This window comes from Paenibacillus sp. J31P316 (assembly GCF_056269105.1).
The window spans coordinates 439,086-465,846 of the sequence record NZ_JBWDNI010000003.1 but is presented as its reverse complement, the minus strand read 5'-3'; the positions used below and the strand labels follow the sequence as shown (position 1 = coordinate 465,846).

The 26,761-nt window shown below is 57.1% G+C and carries 22 protein-coding genes; 6 read left to right on the top strand and 16 right to left on the bottom strand.

Annotated features, from left to right (window positions below):
- Positions 1-208 precede the first annotated feature (208 nt).
- Complete coding sequence (locus AC0YNU_RS13110; RefSeq protein ID WP_475757967.1) at positions 209-982, top strand: helix-turn-helix domain-containing protein; 774 nt, start codon at positions 209-211, stop codon at positions 980-982.
- A gap of 146 nt (positions 983-1,128) precedes the next feature.
- Here the strand turns inward: AC0YNU_RS13110 and AC0YNU_RS13105 are convergent, their stop codons facing one another.
- From AC0YNU_RS13105 to AC0YNU_RS13080, 6 genes are all read right to left on the bottom strand, one after another.
- On the bottom strand, positions 1,129-5,115 hold the full coding sequence (locus tag AC0YNU_RS13105) for an S-layer homology domain-containing protein (protein WP_475757057.1): 3,987 nt from the start codon (positions 5,113-5,115) through the stop codon (positions 1,129-1,131).
- Between the two features lie 257 nt (positions 5,116-5,372).
- Positions 5,373-6,095 (bottom strand): GntR family transcriptional regulator, encoded by a 723-nt coding sequence (locus AC0YNU_RS13100; protein ID WP_475757056.1) that lies wholly within the window; start codon positions 6,093-6,095, stop codon positions 5,373-5,375.
- A gap of 28 nt (positions 6,096-6,123) precedes the next feature.
- Positions 6,124-7,143, bottom strand: a complete 1,020-nt coding sequence (locus AC0YNU_RS13095; protein ID WP_475757054.1) for a sugar kinase — start codon at positions 7,141-7,143, stop codon at positions 6,124-6,126.
- The gene (gene dagF / locus AC0YNU_RS13090; protein ID WP_475757052.1) at positions 7,136-7,891 is read right to left on the bottom strand and encodes a 2-dehydro-3-deoxy-phosphogluconate aldolase; all 756 of its coding nucleotides are present in this window, start codon (positions 7,889-7,891) and stop codon (positions 7,136-7,138) included. Before dagF ends, AC0YNU_RS13095 begins: the two co-directional genes overlap by 8 nt.
- On the bottom strand, positions 7,891-8,997 hold the full coding sequence (locus AC0YNU_RS13085) for a DgaE family pyridoxal phosphate-dependent ammonia lyase (RefSeq protein WP_475757050.1): 1,107 nt from the start codon (positions 8,995-8,997) through the stop codon (positions 7,891-7,893). Before AC0YNU_RS13085 ends, dagF begins: the two co-directional genes overlap by 1 nt.
- Complete coding sequence (locus AC0YNU_RS13080) at positions 8,975-10,063, bottom strand: amidohydrolase/deacetylase family metallohydrolase (protein WP_475757046.1); 1,089 nt, start codon at positions 10,061-10,063, stop codon at positions 8,975-8,977. The genes AC0YNU_RS13085 and AC0YNU_RS13080 overlap by 23 nt, the downstream gene beginning before the upstream one ends.
- 329 nt (positions 10,064-10,392) lie before the next feature.
- Here AC0YNU_RS13080 and AC0YNU_RS13075 point away from each other — a divergent pair, with 329 nt between their 5' ends.
- Entirely contained in the window at positions 10,393-12,726 is a 2,334-nt protein-coding gene (locus AC0YNU_RS13075) for a helix-turn-helix domain-containing protein (protein ID WP_475757044.1), read from the top strand.
- Between the two features lie 127 nt (positions 12,727-12,853).
- Here the strand turns inward: AC0YNU_RS13075 and AC0YNU_RS13070 are convergent, their stop codons facing one another.
- The 4 genes from AC0YNU_RS13070 to AC0YNU_RS13055 all read right to left on the bottom strand — a co-directional run bounded on the left by AC0YNU_RS13070 (position 12,854) and on the right by AC0YNU_RS13055 (position 17,648).
- A complete protein-coding gene (locus AC0YNU_RS13070; RefSeq protein ID WP_475757042.1) occupies positions 12,854-13,873 on the bottom strand; it encodes a glycoside hydrolase family 130 protein in 1,020 nt (339 codons plus the stop codon).
- 120 nt (positions 13,874-13,993) lie between these two features.
- On the bottom strand, positions 13,994-15,604 hold the full coding sequence (locus AC0YNU_RS13065) for a type 2 periplasmic-binding domain-containing protein (RefSeq protein ID WP_475757040.1): 1,611 nt from the start codon (positions 15,602-15,604) through the stop codon (positions 13,994-13,996).
- 156 nt (positions 15,605-15,760) lie between these two features.
- The gene (locus AC0YNU_RS13060) at positions 15,761-16,672 is read right to left on the bottom strand and encodes a carbohydrate ABC transporter permease (protein WP_475757038.1); all 912 of its coding nucleotides are present in this window, start codon (positions 16,670-16,672) and stop codon (positions 15,761-15,763) included.
- Positions 16,673-16,688: 16 nt separating this feature from the next.
- Positions 16,689-17,648 (bottom strand): ABC transporter permease, encoded by a 960-nt coding sequence (locus tag AC0YNU_RS13055; RefSeq protein WP_475757036.1) that lies wholly within the window; start codon positions 17,646-17,648, stop codon positions 16,689-16,691.
- Positions 17,649-18,005: 357 nt separating this feature from the next.
- Between AC0YNU_RS13055 and AC0YNU_RS13050 the strand changes: the two genes are divergently transcribed.
- Positions 18,006-19,286, top strand: coding sequence for a glycoside hydrolase family 125 protein (locus AC0YNU_RS13050; protein WP_475757034.1), 1,281 nt, complete (start codon positions 18,006-18,008; stop codon positions 19,284-19,286).
- Between the two features lie 266 nt (positions 19,287-19,552).
- On the opposite strand, the gene AC0YNU_RS13045 is transcribed toward AC0YNU_RS13050, so the two are convergent.
- A complete protein-coding gene (locus AC0YNU_RS13045; protein WP_475757032.1) occupies positions 19,553-19,954 on the bottom strand; it encodes a VOC family protein in 402 nt (133 codons plus the stop codon).
- Positions 19,955-20,032: 78 nt separating this feature from the next.
- On the bottom strand, positions 20,033-20,470 hold the full coding sequence (locus tag AC0YNU_RS13040; protein ID WP_475757029.1) for a MarR family winged helix-turn-helix transcriptional regulator: 438 nt from the start codon (positions 20,468-20,470) through the stop codon (positions 20,033-20,035).
- Positions 20,471-20,613: 143 nt separating this feature from the next.
- Here AC0YNU_RS13040 and AC0YNU_RS13035 point away from each other — a divergent pair, with 143 nt between their 5' ends.
- Positions 20,614-21,201 (top strand): NAD(P)H-dependent oxidoreductase, encoded by a 588-nt coding sequence (locus AC0YNU_RS13035; RefSeq protein ID WP_475757027.1) that lies wholly within the window; start codon positions 20,614-20,616, stop codon positions 21,199-21,201.
- Here AC0YNU_RS13035 and AC0YNU_RS13030 read toward each other — a convergent pair.
- The 4 genes from AC0YNU_RS13030 to AC0YNU_RS13015 form a co-directional block, all read right to left on the bottom strand.
- A complete protein-coding gene (locus tag AC0YNU_RS13030; RefSeq protein ID WP_475757025.1) occupies positions 21,182-21,895 on the bottom strand; it encodes a 5-oxoprolinase subunit PxpA in 714 nt (237 codons plus the stop codon). The two genes, AC0YNU_RS13035 and AC0YNU_RS13030, sit on opposite strands and share 20 nt — an antisense overlap.
- Positions 21,892-23,373, bottom strand: coding sequence for an amidase (locus tag AC0YNU_RS13025; protein WP_475757022.1), 1,482 nt, complete (start codon positions 23,371-23,373; stop codon positions 21,892-21,894). The genes AC0YNU_RS13030 and AC0YNU_RS13025 overlap by 4 nt, the downstream gene beginning before the upstream one ends.
- A gap of 111 nt (positions 23,374-23,484) precedes the next feature.
- Positions 23,485-24,768, bottom strand: coding sequence for a cytosine permease (locus tag AC0YNU_RS13020; RefSeq protein WP_475757019.1), 1,284 nt, complete (start codon positions 24,766-24,768; stop codon positions 23,485-23,487).
- A 113-nt stretch (positions 24,769-24,881) separates the two neighbouring features.
- Positions 24,882-25,532, bottom strand: coding sequence for a GntR family transcriptional regulator (locus tag AC0YNU_RS13015; RefSeq protein WP_475757017.1), 651 nt, complete (start codon positions 25,530-25,532; stop codon positions 24,882-24,884).
- A gap of 306 nt (positions 25,533-25,838) precedes the next feature.
- On the opposite strand from AC0YNU_RS13015, the gene AC0YNU_RS13010 reads away from it, so the two are divergent.
- Positions 25,839-26,318, top strand: coding sequence for a DUF2975 domain-containing protein (locus AC0YNU_RS13010; protein ID WP_475757015.1), 480 nt, complete (start codon positions 25,839-25,841; stop codon positions 26,316-26,318).
- Positions 26,319-26,578: 260 nt separating this feature from the next.
- The gene (locus tag AC0YNU_RS13005; RefSeq protein WP_475757013.1) at positions 26,579-26,671 is read left to right on the top strand and encodes an AraC family transcriptional regulator; all 93 of its coding nucleotides are present in this window, start codon (positions 26,579-26,581) and stop codon (positions 26,669-26,671) included.
- Positions 26,672-26,761 lie beyond the last annotated feature (90 nt).

Below are 26,761 nucleotides of genomic sequence, written 5' to 3'. Positions count from 1 at the left end.
CTATCTTAAGTATATATTAGTTATTTTAATCTTGTATTTATCCAATCTGCGTAACCTTTGTCTCTCTTTTTTGCACAATTACGGCTTGTTTCGACTGCAATTTATACAATAATAAGGCCTGGCAACTCAAGCATTGCTTGATAGTCAATCCGGTAAGTAATAGATACACTGATAGTAATCTGATAGAGAGGTGATCGTTGTGTTCGATATGACAAAAGTAGGACGGACCATTGCTGATTTCAGGAAACGTTCCGGGATGTCCCAAATGAGTCTGGCTGACCGGCTTGGCATCAGCTACCAAGCCGTGAGCAATTGGGAACGAGGCGAAACGATGCCCGATATTTCCAAGCTTCCTCAGCTCGCGCGAATTTTCGACGTTAGCATCGACGAGCTCCTTGATGAAAGCAAAGGCGCGCAACTGCTGAAGAACGTGCTGAACGATACCGCCCGCGATTATGTGCGGAACCAAGAAGTATCGCTCAAGGACATTTCCTCCATTGCGCCTCTGCTCAGCGCGGAGCAAGTGCAAGAGATCATCGAACACGCGGAGGCCAACCTGAGCATGGGCAATATCCTGTTCGTCGCTCCTTATGTGAGCGAGGAATTCTTGAATCGGCTCGTCAAACAGGTTGCCGCCATCGAAAGCATCGGTGCCGCCGAACTGTTGGCCATCGCTCCTTATATAAGCCGGGATACGATGGATGAATGCGCGGCGCAACGATTTCAATCGGGAGGCAACGGCGCTGCTGAACTGACCGCTATCGCCCCATTCATGAGTCAGGACGTCATAGACGTTTGCTCGCAAAAACTGTTTCATGCGGGAAATGGCGGCGCGGCCGAACTGCTGGCGGTCTCCCCCTTTATGAGCAAGTCTGCCATTGACGCATGCGCCAAGGGAATTATTGAACGCGAAGGCCAAGGGAAACTCGTTTTTTTGGCCTCTGTCATGAGCGAGGATGCAGTTGCCGCCTACCAAAAATGAGGAAGACAAATAAACAGAAATAGCGGCTATTAATCGGGAACGATCGTGTAATTAAACAGCAACAGCCATGGACTTATTCTCGTCCATGGCTGTTGCTCTTCGTATTGAGGAGGTTAGTCTACTGCTTGTTGCAGCTGCAGGAATGCTTAAATATGCAGCGCTTCGAGCAGCAAGGCCACGGCCTTGGCCGCTTCCGCTCGCGACACGGTCGCTGACGGACGGAAGGTTTGATCCGGGAAGCCCGTCATGAGCTTCGCTTGCTGAAGCTTCGCGACGGATGCCGCTGCCCATGCCGGGATCGCCGACGCGTCTTGGTAGGCAGTCGCCGGCGCGTCGGACTTCGGCGCCAGCTGCGCCAGCACGACGGCCAGCTCCGCTCGCGTCATCGGTTGCTGCGGGTTGAAGCTCGAACCCGCGGCCGATGGCGAGCCTTTCATAAGGCCTGCATCCTGCGCAGCCTTTACGCCGGAAGCCGCCCATGCCGGGATCGCCGCCGCGTCCGCAAACGGCTTCGGTCCGTCGGTTCCTGCGGCTGGCTTCAAGCCCAGCGAGCCCGCGAGGATGACAGCGAATTGCGCGCGCGTGACGGATTCGTTCGGACGGAAGCTTCCGTCCTCATAGCCTTTTATGCTTCCCATGCCGATCAAGCGCTCGGCGTAGGAGGCCGACCAGTGGTTCGCCAGATCGGTGAACGTCTTAGGCTGGTACGCGAACACGGCGTATTTCGTAAAATGATTGACCGACACCGTAATCGTGCCGTCGCCGTTCACCGTTCCGCCGACATAGATCCAACGCTGCTGCTGCTCGTTGTAGTAATACACGGCCGGCTTGGATCCCGCGCCCGATATGGCCTTCTGATCGTAGTCGAACGTAAGCTGAACCGGCGCTGCGAACGTCGTTCCTTCGCTGTACGTCAAATCGATGACCTTGCTGGCCGTTCGATAGCCTTCAGTCGACGGGCTTTCGCCTTGCGGCAGCACAAGGACGGCAAGCTTGCCGGTTCCGGAGAATGCGCCTGCCGGCACTTGAATGGAGACGGTCCCCTTCAAGTTCAGGGAGCCCCCTTCTTTGCCGTCGATGTCTTGTTCTGCCCGGTCTGTCGGATCGGGCGTCGTCACCGGCGGAACCGGATTCGTAACGATTGGTCCCGGATCCGAGACTACCGGCGTCAATTTGAACAGCTTCGAGCCCGCAGCCTGAAGCGTCAAGGCAAGCGAACCGCTGCTTAACGTGGACGAATCGTTGCTCCATAGATCAAGCAGCGTGTACGATTTGTCCGCCGCGAGTCCAGCGCGCGCGAGATCGATCGTTTTATCCGCGGCTTGGCTCGGGTTGTAATTGAAGACGGCCAGATACGTGTCGCTGCCGTCCCGCAGCACGAACGCGTCCGCGGCGTTCGCGCCGGTGTTGCCCTCCACCGCCGTGAAAGCTTTGCCTTTGACCGCTAATTGGTTGATGCGCGGATTGGTATACAGCTCCTCCATATACTGCTGGGCCGTTTCGTTGTTGACGTCATCGGAATCAAGGAACACCGTTCCGGAGATCACGGCAGAATTCACGCGGCTGCGTGCTTCTTCCAAGGAACGCGCCCGCGTTAGCGCCATGTGATCAGGATCCGTATAGCCGTAAATGGTCCCGTTCTGCCACCAGCCGTAGGTAAGCGAATTCAGCTCGTATTCCGATTCGTTGATCGCGCCGTACGTATCGCAGGAGATCCGTCTGCTGTTCGCGTACTGCGACGGGAAGATCGGCGCGATCGACTCGCTGATGAACATGGAGCCGTCCAGCACTTCGTTCATGTAGCTCATGCCCTCGTTGTACGCTTGAATGCCCGTCGTGACCGCCGGATCGTAGTGAACGCCTTCCAAGGATCCGTGGGTCAGGAAATCCAGCTTGATGAACGTAAAGCCCAAGCCTTTGAATCGGTTCAAATATTCGTCCATGCGCTGCTTCGTGCCGGGATGAGTCGGATCGAGCGCATACGCGCCGTCCAGCGTCGGCAGCGGATTGCCCGATTGATCCTTCAATACGATGTCGCCGTAGGTGTATTGCCCGTTCGTCCCTTCGACGACCTGGCTCATGTTGTTCCCCCAGTAGACGAAAGGCCCCCAATAAATGCCGGCTTGCTGCCCATTGCTCTTGATGGCTGCGACCGCCTGGCCGAGCTGCTCTTGCGTCAGGTTATCCCAGTAGGAATCAAGATTGATATAAACGGCGCCGTTGTTGTTCAGCTCGGCCAAATGTTCCTTAAAATAATTGGACGTGTCGATCACGTCTTGATAGCTCAAGTCGCTGCCGAACGCGCCCCAGCTGTTCCAGCCGACCGGAACGCCCTGCGGCAGCTCCGGGCCGAGCGGCAATGGCGGAGCGACCCGCGCGTTGGCGTCGCCGTACTGCTCCATGCCGGTGCGATAGTCCGCGAAGCCGCCGGCCATGATCGTCGGCGAAGACACCGTCGTGCCGCTGACGCTGCCATGCGCCTGCGTATCGTGCGTCACCGTGGAGGAGGCGCCGCCGTAGACCGCGAACTGATTGATTTTGTTGCCCGCGCCTTTCCATTCGATGCCCGTCTTCCACGTATCATGGGTAACGGAACCGATGACGAGGCCGTTCCGGGACGCGTTGTCGTAGATCGCCGTCACCTCGTAGCTGGCATCGGCGCGATTGACCGATTGCGCTTTGTAACGAATCCAGGCATCGTTGTCGAACGGTACCGTGAGCGCCCGGTTATCCCCTTCATGCCCGGTGTCGACCCCGCCCGTGCGGTTGACGACGATCGGCGCGATGTAGTTGGTGCTGATCGATTGATCGCCGGTCGCATCCAGTCTCGTCAGGAAGTACGCCTGCCCATCATAGAATTGATACACCTGCTTCAGCGTGGGCTTGCCTGCCTGCGTGTGCACGAAGGCCAGTTCGATCCCGGTACCGAATTCGTCCTGGAGCGGCGTGATTGCCGTCGTGTCGAATGCGTGCAGATCATAACTCTTCGTATTCAAGGTGTCGTCGCCTACTTTCACCGAACCGTAAACGCCATGCAGCGTTTGGCCGTTCGTCCAGGCATAGTCCAAGTATCCCGTGGACGAGTGGAACGTCACGTTATACTTCCCGTTGCCGATGACCAGTCCGCTCGTATGCGGCGTCACCTCGATGGTGCCGTAGGTCTGCTTCGCGAGCGGATCGCCGATGCTGCCTTCGTCCTCGTCCACGGGGCCGCCGGATTCCTCCTCGGACGCCACTTGAATCTTGTCGATGTCCGGGGAATAGCTGTTGCCGTCGGAGAACAGCACCGTGTTCTCGCCGGCGTTCAGCGTAACCGGCAGTTGAATCGTGCCGACGGTACTCCAGTCGGCCGTCTTCAGCGAATCGTAATACTGGGCTTCGCCGCCGTTCACGCTCACGTAGAACGCCCGCGGATCGCCGGAGATGAACGAGACCGTGATGAGGTAATTCCCGCTTTTGTCCGCATTGACCTTGTTGAACTGCAGCGAGCTGCCGTTGTACAAGTTGCCGACTTTCTTCGCGCCGGAGCAGCCGCCGCAGTCCGAGATCGCGGCATTGCCCGCCAGCGCGTTATCCGGCGACTCCGCTTCGTATGCTACGCCGACCGGCGGCGTGCCCGGATCTCCGGGATCGCCGCCCGTTCCGCTGCTCACCGCGATCCGGTCGATATCCGGCGCGTACCAATTGTTGTCGTCGATCAGCACCGTATTGCTGCCGGCCTTGAGTTCGACCGTCACGTCGAAGCTGCCGACCGTTTTCCAGTCCGCCGTTTTGGGAAACTCCACGTACTGCTTATCGGCGCCGTTCACGCTGACGTTCGCCGAACGGGGATCGCCCGAAATGTAATACACCTTCAGCGTGTACGTACCCGCCTCGCTAGCGGAGATATCGTTGAACGTCAAGGAACTCCCTTGGTACATGCCGCCGACCTTCTTGCCGCCCGAGCATGTATCGCAGGCGCCCACCTCCGCATTTCCCGTCACCGCGTTGCCTGCCGCTTCCGCCTCGTAGCTTTGCGGTCCGGCCGGCTCTTCCGCGTACGACGTTGCGGCGGAATGCCAGCCTGTCGTTACTACAAGCGCTGCCAGCAAAAGCATAAGCATCGCTTTCTTCAACTGCCGCGTTATCATCATTTGCGCCTCCTTGATATGTAATCCCCCTCATTATGAAGCGTTTTCATAACGGGCGATATAACAGTATGCTCCGATCGATACCCCAATCCGCCTGGATTTCCATACCGGATTGCTACGATTCGCCAGATACTGCCGGCCTATAAACAGGGGATGAAAAATCACACCCAGCATTCGAATATGCGCAAACAAGCCGCGGCAGCCAAACAATGGCTGCCGCGGCTTTGCGTTTGTTCCTACGGTCTCGACGGACTCCGGCCTTACGTATCGTAACTGACCAAATACGGCTGCAGCCCCGTTTGGTAATAACCGACGCTGTACTCGACAAGCCGCCCTGCGACATCATAGGTTCGGCGCAGCCGCACGAGCAGCGGCGTTCCTGCAGGCACGCCGAGCACGCTCGCGGTCTCGGGGGAAGCCGCGCCTACCGAGAAGGCGTCGCGGAAGTTGTCGAGCACGATATCCTGCTCTTCCAGCAATTCGTAAAGCGACTCAAACGGCAGCTCGCCCTCTTCCCGCTCCGCCTTGGGCAATACGGCATCGGCCAGATAGTGCAGGATGTGGATGTAAGGACGGTCGTTCAGCACATACAGGCGCTCGATCCGAATCGCCTCCGGCCCCAGCAGGCCATGAAGTTCCGTACCCGGCTGCAGCCGTTCGCGGGTCGTCGAGATCAGCCGCTTCTCCAAGCGGTGTCCCTCTTCCACCAGCAGCTCGGTGAACCGCTTGCCCTTGGAGAGACGGGAGATCGACATGTTGGTGAGGACGATGGTGCCGACGCCGCTCTTCTTCTCGACGTAGCCTTCCTCCGCCAGCTCGCGAATCGCATTGCGCACCGTCATCTTGCTGACGTTGAACTCTTTCTCCAGCTGCGGCTCCGGCGGGATATGGCCGCCGAGCGGGTAGACCCCGTGAAGAATGCGGTCCTTGACGATGTTCTTGACCTGCAGATACAGCGGGCCTTTCTTGCGCGTAATGCTCATCCTTGCTCCCCCTCCTCCGAATCCCCTCTCACCGTTGTACGTCGCCGGCCGTACGGGCCATCGCCCTCACGACTTCGGCTTCCGTCGCCAGCGGCGTATCCCCGTGCACCGTGTGCGCCAGCACAGCCGCGGCCGTCGCAAAGTCGACCGCGTACTGCGCCTCGTCGCCGCGCAGGCAGGCATGGATGATGCCGCTCGCGTAAGCGTCGCCGGCGCCGACGCGGTCGTATACCGAGAAGGTTGACGGCTGGGCGAACCAAAACGCGCCTTCCGTATGCATATAGCCGGTCAACGTATGGGTATTATCCCCGTTTATGCTCCGATGCGTCCCGGCGATCGTTCCGACGCCGTATTGTTTCGCCACTTGCGGAATGAGCTCAAGCAGCTGCGACAACGGGTCGCCGGCGCTGCTGCTACTTGGCATGCCGAGCGTCAACAGCGCATCCTTCTCGTTCATGAAGGTGATATCCGCCAATTCCAGCATCTCTTGATAATGAGGCTTCGCCTTCGCATGGCCGTCTTCGCCCCATAGCGACGGACGATAGTTGCAGTCGAAGATCACCTTGCCGCCCCGGCTCTTGACCGCGCGCGCCAGCTGCTTGATCTGCGTGCGCGCCAGCTCGTTCATCGCCAGCGTAATGCCGCAGAAGTGCACCGCGTCCACGGAGTCCGCGATCCGTTCCCAGTCTGCCGGGTCGTGGGGGACGGTATTGAAGCTGCTGCCGAGCCTGTCGGCGTACGTCACCTTGCCGGGACGAATCCCGAAGCCGCGCTCCAGAAAGTACATCCCGATATACCGGCCGCCCCGGTTCACGAACGTCGTCGCAATGCCCAGCTTGCGCAAATACGCCAGCGCGGCGTCTCCGAGCGAATTGTCCGGCAGCGTGCTAGCCAGACACGCCTCATGCCCGAAGCGGGACAGCGCCGAGACGACGTTGACTCCGCTCCCCGAGAAAGAATAATCGAGCCTGCTGCTCTGGGACAGCGTCGCGTAATCCGGCGTCTCCAGCCGCATCATCACTTCTCCGAACGCGGCAATCTTAGACATAACGATCGACCAGCGCCTTTAGCTCGCCGTACAGCGTCCGAACATCCTCCACGCGCGTATCGCCGCTCGCGGAATCCACGATCGACGAGTATACATGAGGAATGACCTGCGGGACGCCCGCTTCCAGCGCGATCTCGAGGATGCTGCCGAAGTTGTCCAGATCGATGCCGCCCGTAGGCTCCAATGCGAAGCCCGCCTCGCCGCAAGCCTTGGCGACGGCGCGGTATTCATCCTCCAGCTTCAGCCCCTGCATCGGAAAATATTTCAGCGCGTGTCCGCCCATATCCCGTACCAGCGCGATCGCGGCGTGGACAGGGACGATGGCTTTATCGTCCGCGGATGCGCTGAACACGCCCGTCGAGACGTTCACGTAACCCGGCCGACCGCAAGGCGACACGAGCGCGTTGATCCAGCTTTCGCGGCTGCCCAGGTTGGCGCTGGTGGCCCCGACGGCAGGGAAGATCTGATTGATATGGCTGCCTTCATACGACTTGACGATCTCTGCCACGACCGCGCCCTGACGATTGTCTCCCGCTCCGAGACCGATCGACACCGCATCTTCGATTGCCGCGCCGTATTGCTTCATGGCTTCTACCGCTGCCGGGGCATCGGAATACGCCTTCGACAGCACGCCGACGAGGACATGGCCCTCCGCCGCTTCATAGACTGCGCGCGCATTGTCGATGCTGCCCGCAAGCACGTTAAGCGCTGCTTTGTTCTTGTATAACCGGTTATGAATATTCGCCATTAGTGTCTCCCCCCGATAATATCCTGGATGCGCGTGATGATGACTTGCAGATCGTCGCCTTGCAGCGAACGCGGATCGAGGTCGAAATACCCCTGCGCCAATCCGTAGTCGCGCGTATAAACCGCAATGTCGCCTTCGCGAAGCGCGTCGTTGACCGCTCGCGCGGACAGGCCCGCCTTCGCCTCGTCGATCTTGATGCGTCCGCGGAAGATCGCGCGGCCGGCCTCGTCCTGAACGAGGCTGACGCTCATGCCGGGAAGCTCGCCCAGCGCATCGAGCGCCGCCAGCGCGGCCCGCTCTTCCGCGCTCTTGTCTTCCTTGACGAAATACTCGTCCAGCGCCTGCAGCAGGCCGAAGATCGATTCCTTGCCCACCTTCATGCTGCGGCCGATGCCGTACAGCTGCGTCTTCACCCAGCCGACATAACCGGCTTTGCCTGCCACGATTCCGGAGGTCGGACCTTCGATCGCCTTGGATCCGCTATAGATGGCCAGATCCGAGCAGGTCGCGTATTTGCGCAAATCCTCCTCGGCCGCGGCATCGACGATGAGCGGCACGCCGCATCGCTGCGCCACTTCCCAGGCATCCTCGACCTTGATCATGTTCTTCTGGACGCAGTGATGCGACTGCACGAACAGGATCGCCGCCGTTCGCTCGTTGATCGCCATCTCCAAATGCTCCTTGCGGCCTTCGTTGGCGTAGCCGACCTCGACGAGCTTCCCGCCGCCGAGCGCGACCATCGTTTCGACCGGAGCGCCGTACTGAACGTTATGTCCCTTGAACAGGATAATCTCGTTATGTTCGGGCAGCTCCTGATGCAGCTTCAGGCTCGCCCGCTTGTCGCCGCGCGTGACGACGGCCGCCACGGTCATGGCGATCCCGCTGGAGGCGGAATTGACGACGACCGCGTCTTCGGCTTCCAGCAGCTTCGCGACGTACGCGCCGGACTTGTCCACCAGATCGGCCATTTCCACGTAGCTTTGGCCGCCTGTCTTCACCGCGTTCATGACGTTGTCGGTCGGCGCCGACACGCCGAGGATGCTCATTCGGCCGCTGGCGTTGACGACGCGTTTCAATCCGTATTTAGCATGCAAAGTATGATCCATCGATTACCGCTCCCTTGGCTTGAATATAAGTATCCGCCGTCCGCGAATCCCCTTCGGAATCTATCAAAGTCTTGTTCCCCTTCACGACGTCGAACAGCGTCAGATCGGCCGCTCCGCCGACCTTCAGCTCGCCGAGCTCCGGCCGTCCAAGCCATTTCGCCGCATGAACCGTCACGGCGTCTACGACTTCCCGCAGACTGTAGCCGAGATAGAGAAACTTGCTCATCACGTCCGCCAGGCTGTAGACCGGCCCTTCAACCCTGTTGCTCTCGTAGATGTCCGTGCTGATCGTGTGCAGCGGCAGTCCGGCCGCGCGGGCCTGCTCCGCCACGCGGAACGAGAAGCTGGCCGACCCGTGGCCGACGTCCAGATGCACGCCGCGGGCAATCGCGTCCATCAGCGCGGGCAGCGGCCGTCCTTGCCCGTCGAAGAGGTTATTGGCCTTGCCGTTCAGATAATGGGTCACGATATCGCCTCGCGCCAGCAGCGCGATAACTTCGCCGATGGCCGGCGGGCCCGAGCCGATGTGGACCATCAAGGGCAGTCCCGTCGCCTCGGAGAACCGGCGGGCGCGCCGGAGCGGCTCGATGCCCTGCTCCTTCACGACGCTGCGGCTGATCCGCGCCTTGAGTCCGACGATGAAATCCGGTTGTGTCCGGAGTGCCTCCCGTATTGCCTTCTCGTCCAGCCATGCCGGATTCGACAACTCGTCGACGCGCACGAGACCGATTCGGGAGATGTTCATGAATGCGAGCAGCCTGGTAGCCGCCCGGCTTCCTGCCGCTCGCAGCTCTCCGATCCGGTCCGCGCCGCAGCTGCCGGCGTCGACGATCGTCGTGACGCCCTGCTTCACGCCGATCTCGTCGATCGCGTCCCCGTACGGCTTGAGCTCGCGGAAGGCGTGAACGTGCATGTCGATCCAGCCGCTCGATACGAAGCCGCCTTCGGCGAAGACCTCGCCTTCGCCTGTCCCCGGAGGAACGATTGCGGCGATTTTACCGCTCTCGATAACGATATCGGCTTCCCGTCCGTCCATCCGTTTCATATTGCGCAGTACGATTCCCATGCTCTAGATGCGACCTTCCTTCGTGTGACAGCGCGCCTATACGTTGTCTCCTATTTGTTCACTAGCTTAGCACATTCTAGTATTAAATTGAATATAACGTTATAATGTTTATACATATACCATGTTCGATACGGTCAACAAGCGGTTCATTCATCGCCGCTGCACGACAGTCGGGCTTCTCCGCCGCAACAGGCGGCCTTCAACCCTGCAATCCTTATCGCATTTAGAAAGCGCATTCTTATTCCCTATTATCCGCGATTCCGCCTTGCTATCTGCGGAACCAAGCGCGTATTCGATACGCCAAACAGCACTATTTCTAGGAGGTCATCGTGAAACTATCCCTTAAACCGTCCAGCATGACGTCAGGCATCCGCTTGAATTGGAGCCGCTTCAAATCCAAATTGCTCGTCACCTATACGTTGTCTTACATTCTCATTTTTTTGGTTCCGCTTTCAGGCGTCACCTACGTCATCTATCATAACGCGACAGCCAATCTGCGCGCCGAGATCGAGCAGTCCAACGTCAACCAGCTGAGCCAGGTGAAGCAATCCATCGACACGCAGATGACCAATCTGCTGGAGACCGCGAGCAACATCTCGTTCGACGAGCATCTCACCAAGTTCATGGTGTCGCATCCTTACTACAGCAGGGACGCCATTGCCTCCTTGGCGCGGTACAAGAGCGACAATTCGATATTGGACGAGCTGTTTCTCTACTATCACGGCGACGATCGGATCTACTCCAATCTGGGCATGACCGATCTCGACCTCGTCTTCGATAACCTGGTCCGATTCGAGCGCTGGCAGCCGGAGGAGATCAAGCAGGCGCTTAACGATACGACGTTCAACACCGTGCGGCCGGCCGAGACGGTAATCATGCGTTCGCGCAGCGAATCCATGCTGGCGATGCTCGTCCCGATCAAGACTAACGATCCCTACCCGTACGGCACCGTACTCTACATGATCAAAGAAGCCGAGCTGACCGGCCTCATGAATTCCATCCTGAACGACTTCTCCGGAAGCAGCTATATCTTCTCGGGTACGGGCGAGCTTCTGACGGCGAGCTACCGGGGCGACGCCCTGCGCGGCCATGACTTAACGTCGCTGACCGCGCTCCAGCCCGGCATCCACGGCATGGAGATGGGCGGCGAGCGCTATTCGGTCGTCACGGTCAAGTCCAAGATCAACGGCTGGACGTACGCGACGGCCATCCCCAGCTACCAATTCTTCGAGCGGGTCGGCCAGATTCGCACGATCATCCTGTTCGTCTTCGGCTTCACGGCGCTGACCGGCATCGCCGCGGCGATGCTGCTTGCCAGAAGGCAGTACCATCCGATCCGCGACCTGCTGGAGTTCGCTTCGCTGCAGAACGGCGCCAAGGATACGCCGAAGAGCCGGAACGAATGGGATTGGATCAAGCAGACGATCCATGACTACCATGCCCGAATCGACATGCAGGAGCCGTTCGTGCGCAATCAGTGCCTCATGCTGCTGTTCAAGCACGGCAAACCGGACGATCCCGAAATCGAGCGGATGATCGTCCAGTCCGGACTGGAGCTGCCGGAGCAAGCCCGCTGCTTCGCGGCGATTCTAAGCTTGGACGAACAGAGCCGAGGCGAACGGTCATGGGAGGAGCAACAGGCGCTGCGCACATGGCTCCATCAGCTCGATCTCCCCGAGCTGGGGGCCAGGATCCACAGCGTCGAGCTGTCCGTCCCTCATCAGCTTGCCCTCATGGTGACGCTGCTGCCGGCGGAGGAGAACGATAATAGCCGAGTCGGCCTCGTTATCGGCGAGCTTGACGAACGACTCGCGGAGCGCCTGCCCCAGCGGCCCAATCTGGGCGTCGGCACCGTCTACGATGGCTTGTCCGGACTGAATCAATCCTTCCTCGAAGCGGCATCGGCGCTCGAGCAGCGCATGCTGACGCACAGCGGCCGAATCGCTTACTTCGAGGAACTGACGGAATTGCCGGCGTCGGCCGAATCCGGCGAGAGCTACTGGATCCCCAAGAAATGGCTGCTCAAGCTGGAGCAGAGCCTCAAGCAAGGCAACGAAGCCACGGCGCTCCAGCTGATCGCGAGCATGATGGCGAAGATCAAGCGGGAGACGCTGTCGGTCGGCTTGCTGCGATGCCTCTGCTTCGACGTGCTCAATTCCCTGCTGCGCACCTCCGCCGAGCTCGGCATGGACGAGGTGCGGGCCGATATCTCGTCGCTGCACGCCTTCGAGACGCTCGAGGGACTGGAGAACAAGCTCAACTCGCTTGCTGCTCGAATATGCAGCGCCGCCACGCGGCAGACCGAGACGGTGCAGCCGTCGCTCATGGACGAGATCGTCGCCTACGTCGAACAGAACTATGCGGACTATACGCTCAGCCTGGAGCATATCGCCCTCAAGTACGATACCTCCACCTCGTATCTTAGCCGCAGCTTCAAAGAGAAGGTCGGCAGCAACTTTACGGACTACATTTGGCAGTGCCGGCTTAAGGAAGTCATCCGCCAGCTCATGCATACCAACGCTCCGCTAAAGGATATCATCGAGCGCGTCGGCTATCTGGATGCGCCCAACTTCATCCGCAAATTCAAGAAGGAAACCGGCTATACCCCCGGCCAATACCGCAAGCTGCACGGCGCGAGCGTCCCGATCTCCCAGGCGAAGTAAGCCTGCCGCCGCCAAATGAAAGGAGCCGTCCCCGTCCTGCGACGTTCGGGACAGCTCCTTTTCCTTGTTCTATTCCTAGTCCTATTCCTATTCCTATTCCTATTCCTTGTTCTAATCCGCCGAGAGCCTAAGACTTCGGCTCATTCAAAATGTGCTCCACCAGCTCGTCCAGCGGAACGGTCGCAAGCGCGATGGCCGTATCCGTCACGCCGTAGTAGATGTACAGCAGGCCGTCCTTCACGACATTGCCTGTCGGGAAGATCACGTTCGGAATCTGGTAGCCGAACTTCTCGTAATACGTCTCCGGCTCCATGATGAAGTCGCGCGTCCGGGCAATGATTTTCTCCGGGTTGTCGAGATCGAGCAGCAGCGCTCCGACCCGATAGACGATCTGATCGTCGACTCCGTGGTACAGCACGAGCCAGCCCTTATCCGTCTTGATAGGCGGCGTCGAACCGCCGATCTTGCGGGACTCCCATGCCATATTCTCGGCTTTGGCCAACAGCTTCGGCTTCTCCCAGCTGATCAAATCGTCGGAGTACGTGATCCACATGGCCGCTTTCTCCGTGCCGTACGCTTCGCCGATATATTCCTCCGGCCGCCGCAGCAGGACATACTTGCCGTTAATCTTCTCCGGGAACAGGATATTGTCGCGGTCGTTGATATCCAGCTCGGTCGTATCCGCGACGAACGCCCAGTCGACGAGATTGTCCGACTTGACGATGGACGAGCGGGTCAGCCAATGTCCCTCCTGCTCGCCCCAACCGTCCGGATACTTCGGGAACGAGCGCTCCGGAACGCCCGTGTTCGTCGGGTAGTAATTCATTGCGCACGGCCGCAGCGCGTAGTTCATGTAGAACGTGCCGTCGATCTTGACGACGCGCGGATCCTGCACGCTGCCGTAAGGGAAGCCCAGCTCGTCCGGCGTCAGGATCGGTTCGTCTTTCACATGGGTGAAATGAACGCCGTCCTCGCTTTCCAGCAAGCCGAGATAGTTTTTGCAAGGGGTCAGCGAACCGGCGGTACGCTCGATCATATAAAATTTATCCCCGTCCAGGATGACGGCCGGATTGAAGACGGTTGCCTTCCGCCATTCGAATTCGCCGGGAACCACGATCGGGTTGGCGGGATGTCTGGTGATTTTCATAATAGTATTCCTCCTGTGCAGTCGCATGATTTGTACGTTCGCAGTTCGATTCGCGGAAAGAAAAACTCTCCGACAGCATGAACCCTCGGAGAGTTTTCGGGCGATGAACGTTTCCGCTGTTTAGTTGGACTTCCAGCGGTCGTAGGCGGTTTGGTAGATCTCGGCCATCCGCTCGCCGCCCATCTTCTTGATCGTGCCGACGTAGCTGTCCCAGCCGGTCATCGGCTCCGCGCCGGTGACGAACTTGGCTTCCATCTGACGCACGTACGTGTTAAGGTCGGACGTCATGGCCGTGACCTCCGCCTGTTCGTCCGGCGTCAGGAACAGCACCGGGAACGGGATGCGCGCGCCGCGGTCGAGCAGCTTGGTCTTGGTCTCGTTGGCGATCCAGGCGTCCACGTCGCCGAGCAGGCCGTTATCGATTTCCTTCAGGTTGATCGTCGGAGCCGGAATGCCGTAGTTCGGCGTGATTTTGCCGCGGTATTCCTCGCGGTCGCCGCCGCCCGGAACCGGCAGGTATTCCTTCTTGAACGTCGCTTTGTCCGTGTATTTCCACAGAATGCCTTCCGGTCCTTTGTTGAACAGGGTCGCGCCTTCAACGGAGTACGAATAGTCGATCCAACGCATGGATGCTTCGGGCGACGGATTCGAATTCGAGATGGCGAACGCGCCGGTGTTGATGCCCTTGTTCTTGGCGATGGCCGGCTTATCCACGGAGTCGCTCTTCACCGGGCTGAACATCGGGTCGTCGGTGTTCGGCTCTTCGCCCATCATTTGGAAGGCCGTCCAGGAAGAGAACAAGCCGAGCTGATTGTTGCGCGCCTTGGCCTCGCGCTGCTCGCTCGTCTGCGAGAAGCTCTCGTGGTCGAGCAGATTGTCGTCCCACAGGCGGTTCAGGTAAGCCAGATATTCCTTATAGCCCGCCTCGATCGGCGTATAGTGGACCTTCTCGTTGTCGTCCACGTAAATCTCTTCCTCGTAGATGCCGAAAGCGCCGAGCAGCCATGTCCGGATATCGCGCAGGCTGTTGCCCGGGGAAGCGGAGGACAGCGGAATCTCGTCCGGCTTGCCGTTCTTGTTCGGATCTTCGTTCTTGACCCGCTTCAAGTACGCGTACAGCTCCTCTGTCGTTTCCGGCAGCTTGTCCACCCCGAGCGCTTTCAGGAATTCGCCGTTGTACCACAGCGGATTGCGGTACCAAGGCTGGTTGAATTCAATGACCGGCAGCGCGTAGATATGGCCGTCCGGCGCGGTGATCGACTTGCGAATATCCGGGTTCTCGTCGAGAATCTTCTTGACGTTGGGCGCGTAGCCATCGATCAGCCCCTCAAGCGGGACGAGAATGCCCTGCTCGCCGTAATTCATTTGTTCCGCCGGCGTCAATCCGGCCGCGTAGAAAATATCGGGATAATTGCCGCTGACGAACACGAGGCTCTTCTTCGTTTCGAAAGCGTCCTTCGGCGCATTTTGGAACGTCATGTGAATGCCCGTGAGCTTCTCCATTTCCTCGAACAGCGGCATCTTGTCCCAGTTCTGAATGCCGACGTCCGGTCCCATCATGCTGAGCGTCAGCGGCTTCTTGACCACGGGAAAGCCTTCCTTGTTCACGTTGTCCGCGGCGCCCTCGGCCTTGCTGCCCGTCTCTTTGTCTGTCGAGCTGCAGCCGGCCAGCACGCCGGCCAGCAAGGTGCCCGCGAGCAGCAGGTTCAACCCTCTTTTACCTGTTTTCATTCATTTGTTCCTCCTTTTGATCGCATGCTGTTGCTATCTATCATAAACGAAGATGGCGGCATCCCCTTCATAGAATGTCTGCGTCAGGCTGTATGCAGCGGCTCATCCGATGAAGGAAAGGCTGGATCTTCGGTTATTCTTGCCTCGCGGCGCTTGCTAGCCTTTCACCGATCCGATCATCACGCCTTGCACGAAATAACGCTGCAGGAACGGATAAACGGCGATGATGGGCAGCGTGGACACGATGATGACGGCGTATTTCACGAGCGAGGCGATCTCCGCCTTGGAGGCGGCCAGACTCGCCGCATCGCCGCTGAGCACCGCGCCGTTCGTCTCCGCGCCCATCTGCTGGAGCACGAGAATTTGCCGAAGCACCATCTGCAGCGGGAACTTCGATTCTTGGTTGAGATAGATCAGGGCGGTAAAGTAGCTGTTCCAGTGTCCCACGCCGTAGAACAGCGCCATGACCGCGATGATCGGCGCCGACAGGGGCAGCACGATGCGCATGAACAACCGCATGTTGGTGCAGCCGTCGATATGCGCCGCTTCTTGCAGCTCCTTCGGAATCGTGGACTGGAAGAACGTCCGGGCCACGATTATGTTCCATACGGAAGCGGAGACCGGCAGGATCAGCGCCCACATCGAGTTGATCAGGCCGAGATTCTTCACGACCAGATACGTCGGCACAAGGCCGCCGCTGAAGAACATCGTCACGAGGATCACGATCATGAAGAACTTCCGTCCGACGAAGTCGCTCCGGCTGAGCGCGTAAGCGGCCGGCAGCGTCACCGCCAAATTGATCAGCGTTCCGATGGCGGTATATACGATCGTATTGCGGTAGCCCACCCAGATCTTGGCGTTCCCGAACACGAGCTTGTAGCCTTCCAGCGTCAGCCCTTTGGGCAGCAGCCACATCTCGCCGGAGTTCACGTACTTCGGCGTGCTGATCGATGCGCTGACCATATAGATCAGCGGGTAAAGCACGACGATCAGCGCCGCCGTCAAGAAGAGATAGACCAGGACCAGGAAGAGCTTGTCCCCTTTGGATTCTTTGATTGCCGATACCATCGATGCGTCCTCCTATCTACCAGAGACTGTTGTCGCTGGTTTTTTTGGCAATTCGGTTGACCGTCAAGAGCAGGATTGCGTTGACCACGGAGTTGAACAAGCCGACGGCCGTGGAGAAGCTGAGCTGGTTGCTGAGCAAGCCGGACCTGTAGACGAAGGTCGATATGACATCGGAGGACTCGATGTTCAGCGAGTTTTGCAGGAGCAGGATTTTCTCGTAGCCGACGCCGAGAATGTTGCCCACGTTCAGGATCAGCAATATCGCGATCGTCGGGATGATCGTCGGGATATTAATATGAAGCACCCGCTTGAGACGGCTTGCTCCGTCGACGATCGCCGCTTCGTGCAGCTGCGGATCGACGGCCGACAAGGCAGCCAGATAGATGATCGTGCCCCAGCCCGCGCTCTGCCACACGCCCGAGAGGACGTAGACCGTCTTGAACCACCGCGGATCCTCCAGGAAGGACGCAGGCTGAAGGCCGATCCACTCGATGATGCGGATCAGAATGCCCGAGGACGGGCTCAGGAACGTGATGATCATCCCCGCCATGACGACGATGGAGATAAAATGCGGCGCGTACGTAACCGTTTGCACGCTTCGCTTGAACAGGCCGTTCTTGATTTCATTAAATGCCAGCGCCAATAGAATCGGCAGCGGAAATCCGATCGCCAGTTCGTACAAGCTGATGCTGAACGTGTTCCAGAGCAGATCCCAGAAGTAATACGAATGGAAGAACCGTTCGAAGTGATCGAAGCCGACCCAATCGCTGCCGGCGATGCCCTTGACGGGCAGGAAGTTTTTGAAGGCGATCTGAACCCCGTACATCGGCACGTAATTAAAGATGATGAAGTACAGCATGCACGGCGCGATAAACAGGTACAGCTCCCAATTGTGCAGAATTTTTCTTCGCCAGGACATCTTCTTGTTCGTCGTTCCAAGCTGCGTCCGAAGCGCCACCTCTTGACTTGACTTCAAAACCTACCAACTCCTTTCCAATGACCCCGCTTCCGTTCCCATATGAAGGCGGATGATGATCTCGTAAGCAAGCGTATTCATAACCGTCTTGCCCGTTTGTAAGTCTTATACTAGAAAATTTCGCGGGCCATCGTATATATGTCGAATATGAATTGTCATGCCAAAAAGCCCGTCATCCCAGGGATGGCGGGGCTTTCCGCCGCGGAATCGGCGTTTCGTTATTGTCGCTGCCCAGAGCGGAATGTGTTGGATTTTACCCGCTGCCGCGTATGCAAATGATACATATTGCGCTTCGCGCCCCGGTGTGACATTCTTTCTTGCGACCGCATACCACGCTACAGGAGGAATATCCGACCCATGAACGTACCTGATTCCGTATCCCGTTTCCTCGACCGGTCCGACGAGCGGCTGGCCCACCGGCCCAAGCTGCAGCGGCTGTTCCGCAACTGCTTCCCCAACACGCTGGAAACGACGACCAAGCTGCTCGGCGACGGTACGACCTTCGTCTTTACCGGCGACATCCCGGCCATGTGGCTGCGCGACTCCACCGAGCAAGTGCGCCATTATCTGCCGCTCGCCAAAGAAGACGAAGAGCTCCGCCGCATCCTGAGCGGACTGATCGCCCGGCAAATGTTCTACCTGACCATCGATCCCTATACCAATGCGTTCAACGAAACGGCGAGCGACGCGCATTACCGCGCAAGCGACGACTGCGGCTTGAACCCGTGGATGTGGGAGCGCAAATACGAGCTCGATTCCCTCTGTTTCCCGGTTCAGCTGCTGTATGCCTACTGGCAGGAGACCAACTGCGCCGACGTCTTCACCGACACCTGTTACCGGGCGCTCTCGTCCATCGTCGATCTCATGATTACCGAGCAGCGGCACATGGAACGTTCGCCGTACCGGTTCGTCCGCGATACCGACAAGGAGACCGAGACGCTGCAAAACGACGGACGCGGCCTGCCCGTGAATCATACCGGCATGACGTGGTCGGCCTTCCGCCCGAGCGACGATGCCTGCCTGTTCGGCTACAATATCCCGAACAACATGTTCGCCGTCGTCATTCTCGGGCATATCCGCCGGATCGCGAGCGAGATTTACAAGGACGAACGGCTGGCCGCGCGGGCGGAGAAGCTGCGCAGGGAGATCGACTTCGGCATCCGCGCCTACGGAATCGTGAATCATCCCACGCATGGCCCCATCTACGCCTACGAGACGGACGGTTTCGGCAATTACTGCTTGATGGACGACGCCGGCACGCCGGGACTTCTCTCGATTCCGTATATCGGCTACGTCGGCAGCGACGATCCGGTCTATCGGAACACGCGGAAATTCGCGTTAAGCGGCGACAATCCGTTTTATTTTGAAGGCCGATTCGCGCGCGGCATCGGCAGCCCGCATACGCCGGGAGGCTACGTGTGGCATATGGCGCTTTCCATGCAGGCGCTCACCTCCGACGACGATGAGGAGATTCGCGAACTGATCGACATGCTGGTGAACACCGACGCCGATACCGGCTATATGCACGAGGGCTTCCACCCCGACGACCCGACGGACTTCTCGCGTCCATGGTTCGCCTGGTCCAACAGCCTGTTCGCGACCTTGATCGTCAAGGCGATGGAGCGGGGATTGGTGTAAAACCAGCATTATAAAGGACCCGGACAAGTTGTCCGGGTCCTTTGCTGATCTGCAGGACACAATGCGAGGGAAAGGTGAAGGCTGCCCTGATCAGCATTTTAGGCCCAACCCGCATTTCTCCAGCATGGGTACACGCACGTCAAGAAGAGCCAAGATTCCCGGCGGGGAACCTTGGCTCTCTTGCATGCAGCGGTGAGAACTCTTGTGTTTGTACGTTTGTTTCGCAAGTGTTCCCGGCCCGTTTCGTAGTTCCCCGGCCCTCTCGACTATTCCAGCCTTCTGCCGATCTCCCAATGATGGCCGAACGGGTCGGCGATCCGTCCGATCCGCCAACCATGGCCTTCGCCGACGGGCATGATCTCATCCGCTCCCGCCTCGGCGGCCTGCCGAAACAAGCCGTCCGGATCGTTCACGGTCAGAATCATGCGAACCGAACCGCCGCCGCTTCCCTCCGCCTTGCTCGATTCCGGATCTTCCTGAACCCAGAAGCTGGCTCCCCCGACGGCGAGTTCAGCAATAACGGGTCGCCCGTCCTCTTCCTCCAACCGGTACAGCTCGGCCGCACCGAACGCGGCCTTGTAGAATTTCAGCGCTTCCGCCGCGCTGCGCACCGAAAGCCACGGCGCGATCGTAGCAGCGGACGGGATGATTCGTTCTTGGTTCGCCATCGTATAATTCCTCCTGATCGGCCACCGGGCTGGGCCGGACTCATCGTGATCCGCGCGGCTCGGTCAAGCTCCGCCTGATTATAACTCCTCTTTAAACAAGCTCTCCTGCAGTACTTCCATGGCCTCCGCGATCCGCCGCAAATCCGCCTCGGTCGCGTGCCGAAGCTGACGCTGGAACTGCGTCTCCATATGCGCGAATGCCGCGTTCATGAAGGACTGTCCCGCTGCGGACAACCGGATGTACTGCTTGCGCTTATCGTCGGGGGCATCGAATTTCTCGCACAGCCCTCGATCGGTCAGCTTCTTCAATTCGCGGCTCGTGTTCGGCATCGAAATATGCTTGCAGTCGCTGATCTGGCTGAGGGTCACCGGCTGCGAAACCGCGATATATTCCAGCATCCCGTATTGGACCGGCGTAATGTCCCCGAGCGCAAAATCCTTCGTCATGTCGTACGTCACCTGATGGACGGAGGTTATGAACGACACCGCCTGATTGAAAAGTTCCTTTTTGTCCATTCCGGTCACCACCTCTTACCCGATACGATAACAAACTATTTATCAAATAACAATTATCAATTAATAATTATCAATTGACAACTTATTAGTCCGCATGTTACGGTTTAATTGTCAAATGATAACTAAAGAGGTGGCGAATCGATATGAACATGCTCATTATTTATACCCATCCGAATCACCAAAGCTTAAGCTACGCGTTTTTGCAGCAGGTCATTCAGGGCAGCGGCGAGAACGACGCCGTTACGGAAGTGAAGGTGCTCGATCTGTATGAGGCGGACTTCGATCCCGTGCTCGTGTTCAATTCGGATAAACGCAGGCGGGATATGCACAGCGATCCGGCGTTGGCCGTCTATCGGGAGCAGCTGCTCTGGGCCGACAAGATCGTCTTCGTCTATCCCATCTGGTGGGGCCGCCCGCCCGCGATGCTCCTTGGTTACATCGACCAAATGTTCGCGTCCGGCTTCGCTTACCGGGACAAGGGCGGCCTGCTGCCGGAAGGATTGCTCAAAAACAAATCCGTCGTCTGCGTTTCCACGATGAAAGGCCCGGCGCTCTACCCGCTGTTCTTGCTGAACAACGCGCATAAAGCGCTGATGCGCAAAGCCTTGTTCCGCTTCGTCGGCATCAAGAAGGTGAAGTTCTTCGAATTCGGCCGGATGGAACAGCCGAACGGGTCGCAAGCGAAGAAGCTGGAGAAGGTGTATCGGTATTTCAAGACGATAACCGCGTGATTCGATCTCTGATCGCTCTCATAATCGCCGGTGCGCCGTCCGTGTCGCTGTGCACGCAGATCGTACCGATATCGGCATATTCCGGTTCCTCCAGCAATGCAGCCACGCGACCGGCGATCTCCGCGGATGAACCGATCTCCTCGCGCGTCCAGCCGAACATCTTCACCTTCCCGGCGATGTAGGGGCGATCCGCAAAATATTCGCCTACGACGCGCAAGCCAAGACGCGACGCGCTCGTGGCCATATGGCATTCGGGCATCGTGAATACGCTCAGCGAAGGATTAAAAGCACGGACGGCTTCGGCGAAAGCATCGGAAAGTCCTTCATCGTCCGCAGCCATCATATAGAGCGCTCCATGGAGTTTCACATGCTGCATCCGCATGCCTTCCGCGCGCAGGAAGGCCTCGAGCGCGCCAAGCTGATAGAGCGTGATTTCATAGATGTCATTCGGCGACATCTGCATGAATCTACGTCCGAACCCTTCTCGATCGGGCAATCCGATATGAGCGCCTACGCTGACGCCGTTCGCTTTGGCAAGCGCCACGCTCTCGCGCATGACGCGAGCATCGCCTCCGTGATAACCGCAAGCGATATTGGCGGAGGTAATCAGCGGCATCATCTCTTGGTCGGCCCCGTACTTATAGATGCCGAAGCTCTCCCCCATATCGCAATTCAAATCGAGCTTGGTTCTCACAGCGACGGCTCTCTCCTCGGCGACGCCTGCTGCTCGTAGGCGTGGGCGAATCGGAGAAGATCCGCTTCCGCGAAAGGCTTGCCGACCAATTCGAAGCCTACGGGGAGATGGGCGGCGAATCCGGCCGGAACGGACATGGATGGCAGCCCCGACTGCGAAGCAATGACCGTATTCGTCGGGAATGTCAGGCACGTCCACTTCTGCGCGTATAATTCTTCGCGCTTCGGCGGCAATACGCGCACGGTCGGATAGAGCAGGAAATCCACGTCGTGCTCCATCATCAGATGAACGATCGTCCGGCGGAACTCCTCTTGCCGCAGCCGTTTACGATAATAGCGCTCGTCATCCTCCGGATTCTCCGGTCCTCCGTTAATGTCGTGGAACAGATCATTCATCGGATGGAATAGCTCCGCGTCGTAAATGTCCTTGAAACTCTTCACCGGCGCGTGGGGACGCCTCGACAAGAACTGGTTAATGTCCTTCTTGGACTGCGTAACGTAGAGCGATGTATCCGCGATCCATTGCTCCATATCCGGGATGACGAGATCCTCCACGACCTCGACGCCGTTCTCGTTAAGCCAAGCGATGGTTTCCCTTACCCGATCGTTAACCGGCGCGCAGTCCGGGTCGCCGTCGTCTCCGAACGCATTCGACAGAATTCCGATCCGATACTGCTGCATGGCCGCGTCGTCCAACGCCGCTTCGTAGCCCCCTGCATCCGATGCGCAAGCCGTCGCAGTCGTAAAGGTATCGTTCCTGTCGAAGCCCACGAGGACATCCATCAGCTTCGCCGCGTCTTGGACCGTACGCGTGATCGGACCCGGCGTATCTTGGAAATGAACGAGCGGAGAAAACCCGTTTCGGCTGATTAAGCCTGTCGTAACGCGAAGGCCGAATAAGTTGTTAAAGGAGGAAGGCAAGCGAATGGAACCGCCCGTATCCTCGCCGAGGCCGATTAAGCCGAAATTCGCGGCAATGCCGGCGCTGGTACCCGCGCTCGAACCGCCGGATTCCCGCTCCGGATCGTAAGGGTTCTTCGTGTGATCCGTCATGGAGGAGAAGGAGAACCATCCCGCCGCAAAATCGCACATGCTCGTCTTCGCCAGAATAATAGCGCCCGCTTCGCGCAACAGCGTGATGATCGATGCATCTTGATCCGGTACGTACGCTTCGAATGCTTTGGACCCGAACGTGGTTCGAATGCCTGCGGTCTCGGCTTGGTCCTTTACCAGCACCGGTACGCCGTGCAGCGGACCTTTAAGCCCTCCCTTCTTGTCGAAATACGCATCCAGCTCCATCGCTTCCTCCAGCGCGCGCGGATTTACCGTTACGATGGCTTGCAGGCGAGGCCCTTGATTATTGTTTTCTTCGATTCTATTTAGATACCACTCGACTAACTCGGCGCTCGTAATCGTTTTCTCCCGCAATGCCGCGTGGAACGAAGTTACGGTGGCTTCCTTGAATGCAAAAGTACGCATGCGATCAACTCCATTATGATGTCAGGTACGAATGTCGTGTGCTACAATGGCAGTACTGAATTTCCTTGGCGAGAGACGCATTGGCAGATGCGCCTCATGCCGCGGATGCCGTTATCTTTTCGCCGTTACGGAGCGCGAAGCGACGACGGACGTCTTTTTGGATAGGAACCCATACGTTATGGCCGATACGAATATGCCGCAAATCGCGGTAGACATGCTAGGGAACTGATAGTTAGCGATCAGCGCTACTGCGGAACCGATTCCCCAAGCAACGAAAGGTTGGATACGAATGTCGGCGTCGATGGCAGTCGACGACCGGCGCGTAACCAGCTGATCCATAATGATAATGGTACCGATTGGCGGCACGATGACGCCGAGGAGATTCAGCCAACTAATGAAGAAATCCCAAATGCCAACTGCGGCAACCACAATTCCGATACCCCCTAGGATGATCGTCATCGTGCGCATTTTGGTACCTGTAATATGAGACCAACCGACCGCGCCGTTATACAAGCAGTGCGAGCAGACGGAGCCGAGATTGATGAACAGAAACACGACCGCAATCCAGGTCAGCGCCCCGCCCTTGTCGACAATGACGCCGAATACATCGCCTGAGCCGGTAAGCGTCGCCGCCGCGATGACCCCGCCGATCAGCATGGCGATCAAGTTGGCCACGGGAAATGCCGCGAAAGTCGAAATGGCCGCGTGCTTGCGATTTTTGGCCCAACGGGTAAAGTCCGACGTCATCGTGCCCGAATCGGCAAACAATGCGAAGACGAGCGTAACCGCTACCCAGAACGAGAGTGACGAATCCGCATTGCCGGCATAACTCATGATCGCGTTTCCGTTACCGGCGGCCTGCACGGCCGAGTACAACCCTAGCACGAGGAAAAGCGGTGCCGATATCATTCCGATGATGGATAATGCCTTGATTCCCAGCAGCGTAAGCAGAACATATAAGACGCCGGCCAACAGCACGATGAACGTTGTATTGACGTCGAAGGCCGCGCTCATGCTAACCCCGGTTAATCCCGTCTGAACGGCAAACCACCCGATGACGAGCGTCGAAAGCAGCGCGGATGAGACCATATACCCTCTTCGCCCGAACGTTCTCGAAGCTTGCAATGAAAAATTGTTCCCGTCCTTCGCACCGAGCATACTCAATAATCCCACATAAGCAAACAACAGCACATTTCCGAGTACCATGGCAAGAATGCCGCGCGCAAAACCTAATCCATGCACGAGCGTCGCGCCGGTAACCGCACTGGTAATGATCATCGGAAAGCCGACCCAAATGGACATGACGGATAACAGCGATTTTCGTTTATCCCGGGGAACGGCCGTATGTTCGTACTCGCTTTCGAATAGCTCCTGTTCGATGCTTGATTGCGCCAATTGCCTACACCTCCGTTAGTTTCTTCATCCTGCATGACACCTTAATTACGTTCCCCTCGATAACCCTCTAGCTTTAATTCATGGGCATCACCCCCTTTACTGGAATGTACGATTTACGATTGATTCGAAATGGCTTTCGTAACCACCTCGCAGGTATAGTTCAAGTGATCCGAAATTTTGTCCAAGAGCAAGGGCAGGTCGCGCTGCCGTATGATGTCCAGGATTTCCCCGTGCTGCACATGCGCTTCCTTGAAATCTTCCACCGTGCTGGAATAGATCGTCATGTACGGCTCCACTTTATCCCACACGTTCTTAATCAACTCGAGCAGATGCGAGGATCCCGAACATTGATAGAACCGAAGGTGAAACAGCTTGTTCAGCATGCGCCATTCGTTCACGTCGATTTTCGGATTCGCCATGGTCTCCAAAATATCTTCTAACACGCCGACATCGTTAGGCGTCACGCGCACGAGGGACCACTCCGCCGCGAGCTGCTCCAATCGCAACCGAATCGTGAATACTTGCTCGACTTCTTCCGCGGACAGTTGGTTCACCGTAACGCTTCGCCGTTCGAAGGTGATGAAGCCTTCCGCTTGAAGCTTGCGCAGCGCTTCTCGAACCGGCATCGTGCTCACCCCGAATGAGTCCGCCAAGGTACGAATCGAAATCTTCTTCCCGGGCGGGATTATGCCAAGCGTTATACGCTGTCTTAACCGGTCGTACACCTCGTGATTTACCGAAGAAACTTCAATGATTTCTCTCATTTCTTATGCCACCTCCATTTATGTGATATGTGATCACACTTTAGCGATAACGTTATTATGCCAAGTCGCTGTCTTTCCGTCAATACGACGAGCTTTTATTTTGTTATTCTTCCCATGCACGGATAACTCCTATAGGGTACGAACGACAAAAACACCCGTTCGAAGGACGGATGAAGGCAAGCTCGTGTCTAAATATAAGTAACAATAATAATATAGCACAAAACAATTCTAATTTATTGCAAAACAATAAATCAAATGCTAAAATCATGTGCGTACGAAATGAAATAAAGATGCGAGGTGTTTCGTTTGAGAGAAGTCACAACTTTGTTTTTAAAACTAGCCGTTTTTATTATAGGACTGCCCGTTCTTGCTTTATGTATATTATTTGTGCCCCATTTCGCGAATTTCGCAGCTACGTCGTATCCGGCTATCTCCGTCATGAAATATCTCGTTTTCATCGTGATGTACGGAGCAGCCGTGCCTTTTTACTTGGCTCTCTATCAGGCTTTCAAGCTTTTACGGTACATCGACGTTAACACGGCTTTCTCGGAATTATGTGTAAAGGCATTAAAGAACATCAAATTGTGCGCGGTAACCATCAGCGGTTTATATGTATGCGGTTTGCCGCTCTTTCATTATATTACGAAGAAAGTCGATCCTCCGATTGGCTTTATCGTGCTCATCATCATTTTTGCTTCGTTGGTTATCGCGGTTTTTGCCGCTATCCTCCAACGGCTTCTGCAAGAAGCGATTTACATCAAATCAGAGAATGATTTGACGGTCTGAGGTGCTGGCAAGACAGAAAATGGGCTTAACGGAGCTTTGGAGAGGTTGGAATTACGATGGCGATTCTTTCTACTCTGAAAAAAGCTGAAAAATGACCATAAAAAAACATGGGTGGCCTCATTAATTCTGAGAAAACAGACTGAAAAAACCTTGGTATATTAAGGGTTATTTTCACAAGTACTAAGAATGATTTTTTCCAAACGCTTCTTCACAACGTCCATGATCATAATTTCTGATAATACCCTCCAAATCTGCTGCTCATGGTCGGCTATCCGAACCCCGATTATTTCTATAAAATCTTCAAGAAAATCACCGGCATATATCCATCACAGTATTTGGAAGGCTCGAACTGAATTAGCTCCCGTTGAGTCGACAACAATAATGCCGCGATTATCGTCCATTGAGGAAACGAGAATCGCGGCATTATTGTTATGGCTACATCC

Bases quoted from the DNA above. Each gene is read 5' to 3' on its own strand.
- AC0YNU_RS13110 (WP_475757967.1), top strand. From the start codon at position 209: ATGACAAAAGTAGGACGGACCATTGCTGATTTCAGGAAACGTTCCGGG.
- AC0YNU_RS13105 (WP_475757057.1), bottom strand. From the start codon at position 5,115: ATGATGATAACGCGGCAGTTGAAGAAAGCGATGCTTATGCTTTTGCTG.
- AC0YNU_RS13100 (WP_475757056.1), bottom strand. From the start codon at position 6,095: ATGAGCATTACGCGCAAGAAAGGCCCGCTGTATCTGCAGGTCAAGAAC.
- AC0YNU_RS13095 (WP_475757054.1), bottom strand. From the start codon at position 7,143: ATGTCTAAGATTGCCGCGTTCGGAGAAGTGATGATGCGGCTGGAGACG.
- dagF (WP_475757052.1), bottom strand. From the start codon at position 7,891: ATGGCGAATATTCATAACCGGTTATACAAGAACAAAGCAGCGCTTAAC.
- AC0YNU_RS13085 (WP_475757050.1), bottom strand. From the start codon at position 8,997: ATGGATCATACTTTGCATGCTAAATACGGATTGAAACGCGTCGTCAAC.
- AC0YNU_RS13080 (WP_475757046.1), bottom strand. From the start codon at position 10,063: ATGGGAATCGTACTGCGCAATATGAAACGGATGGACGGACGGGAAGCC.
- AC0YNU_RS13070 (WP_475757042.1), bottom strand. From the start codon at position 13,873: ATGAAAATCACCAGACATCCCGCCAACCCGATCGTGGTTCCCGGCGAA.
- AC0YNU_RS13065 (WP_475757040.1), bottom strand. From the start codon at position 15,604: ATGAAAACAGGTAAAAGAGGGTTGAACCTGCTGCTCGCGGGCACCTTG.
- AC0YNU_RS13060 (WP_475757038.1), bottom strand. From the start codon at position 16,672: ATGGTATCGGCAATCAAAGAATCCAAAGGGGACAAGCTCTTCCTGGTC.
- AC0YNU_RS13050 (WP_475757034.1), top strand. From the start codon at position 18,006: ATGAACGTACCTGATTCCGTATCCCGTTTCCTCGACCGGTCCGACGAG.
- AC0YNU_RS13045 (WP_475757032.1), bottom strand. From the start codon at position 19,954: ATGGCGAACCAAGAACGAATCATCCCGTCCGCTGCTACGATCGCGCCG.
- AC0YNU_RS13040 (WP_475757029.1), bottom strand. From the start codon at position 20,470: ATGGACAAAAAGGAACTTTTCAATCAGGCGGTGTCGTTCATAACCTCC.
- AC0YNU_RS13035 (WP_475757027.1), top strand. From the start codon at position 20,614: ATGAACATGCTCATTATTTATACCCATCCGAATCACCAAAGCTTAAGC.
- AC0YNU_RS13025 (WP_475757022.1), bottom strand. From the start codon at position 23,373: ATGCGTACTTTTGCATTCAAGGAAGCCACCGTAACTTCGTTCCACGCG.
- AC0YNU_RS13015 (WP_475757017.1), bottom strand. From the start codon at position 25,532: ATGAGAGAAATCATTGAAGTTTCTTCGGTAAATCACGAGGTGTACGAC.
- AC0YNU_RS13005 (WP_475757013.1), top strand. From the start codon at position 26,579: ATGGTCGGCTATCCGAACCCCGATTATTTCTATAAAATCTTCAAGAAA.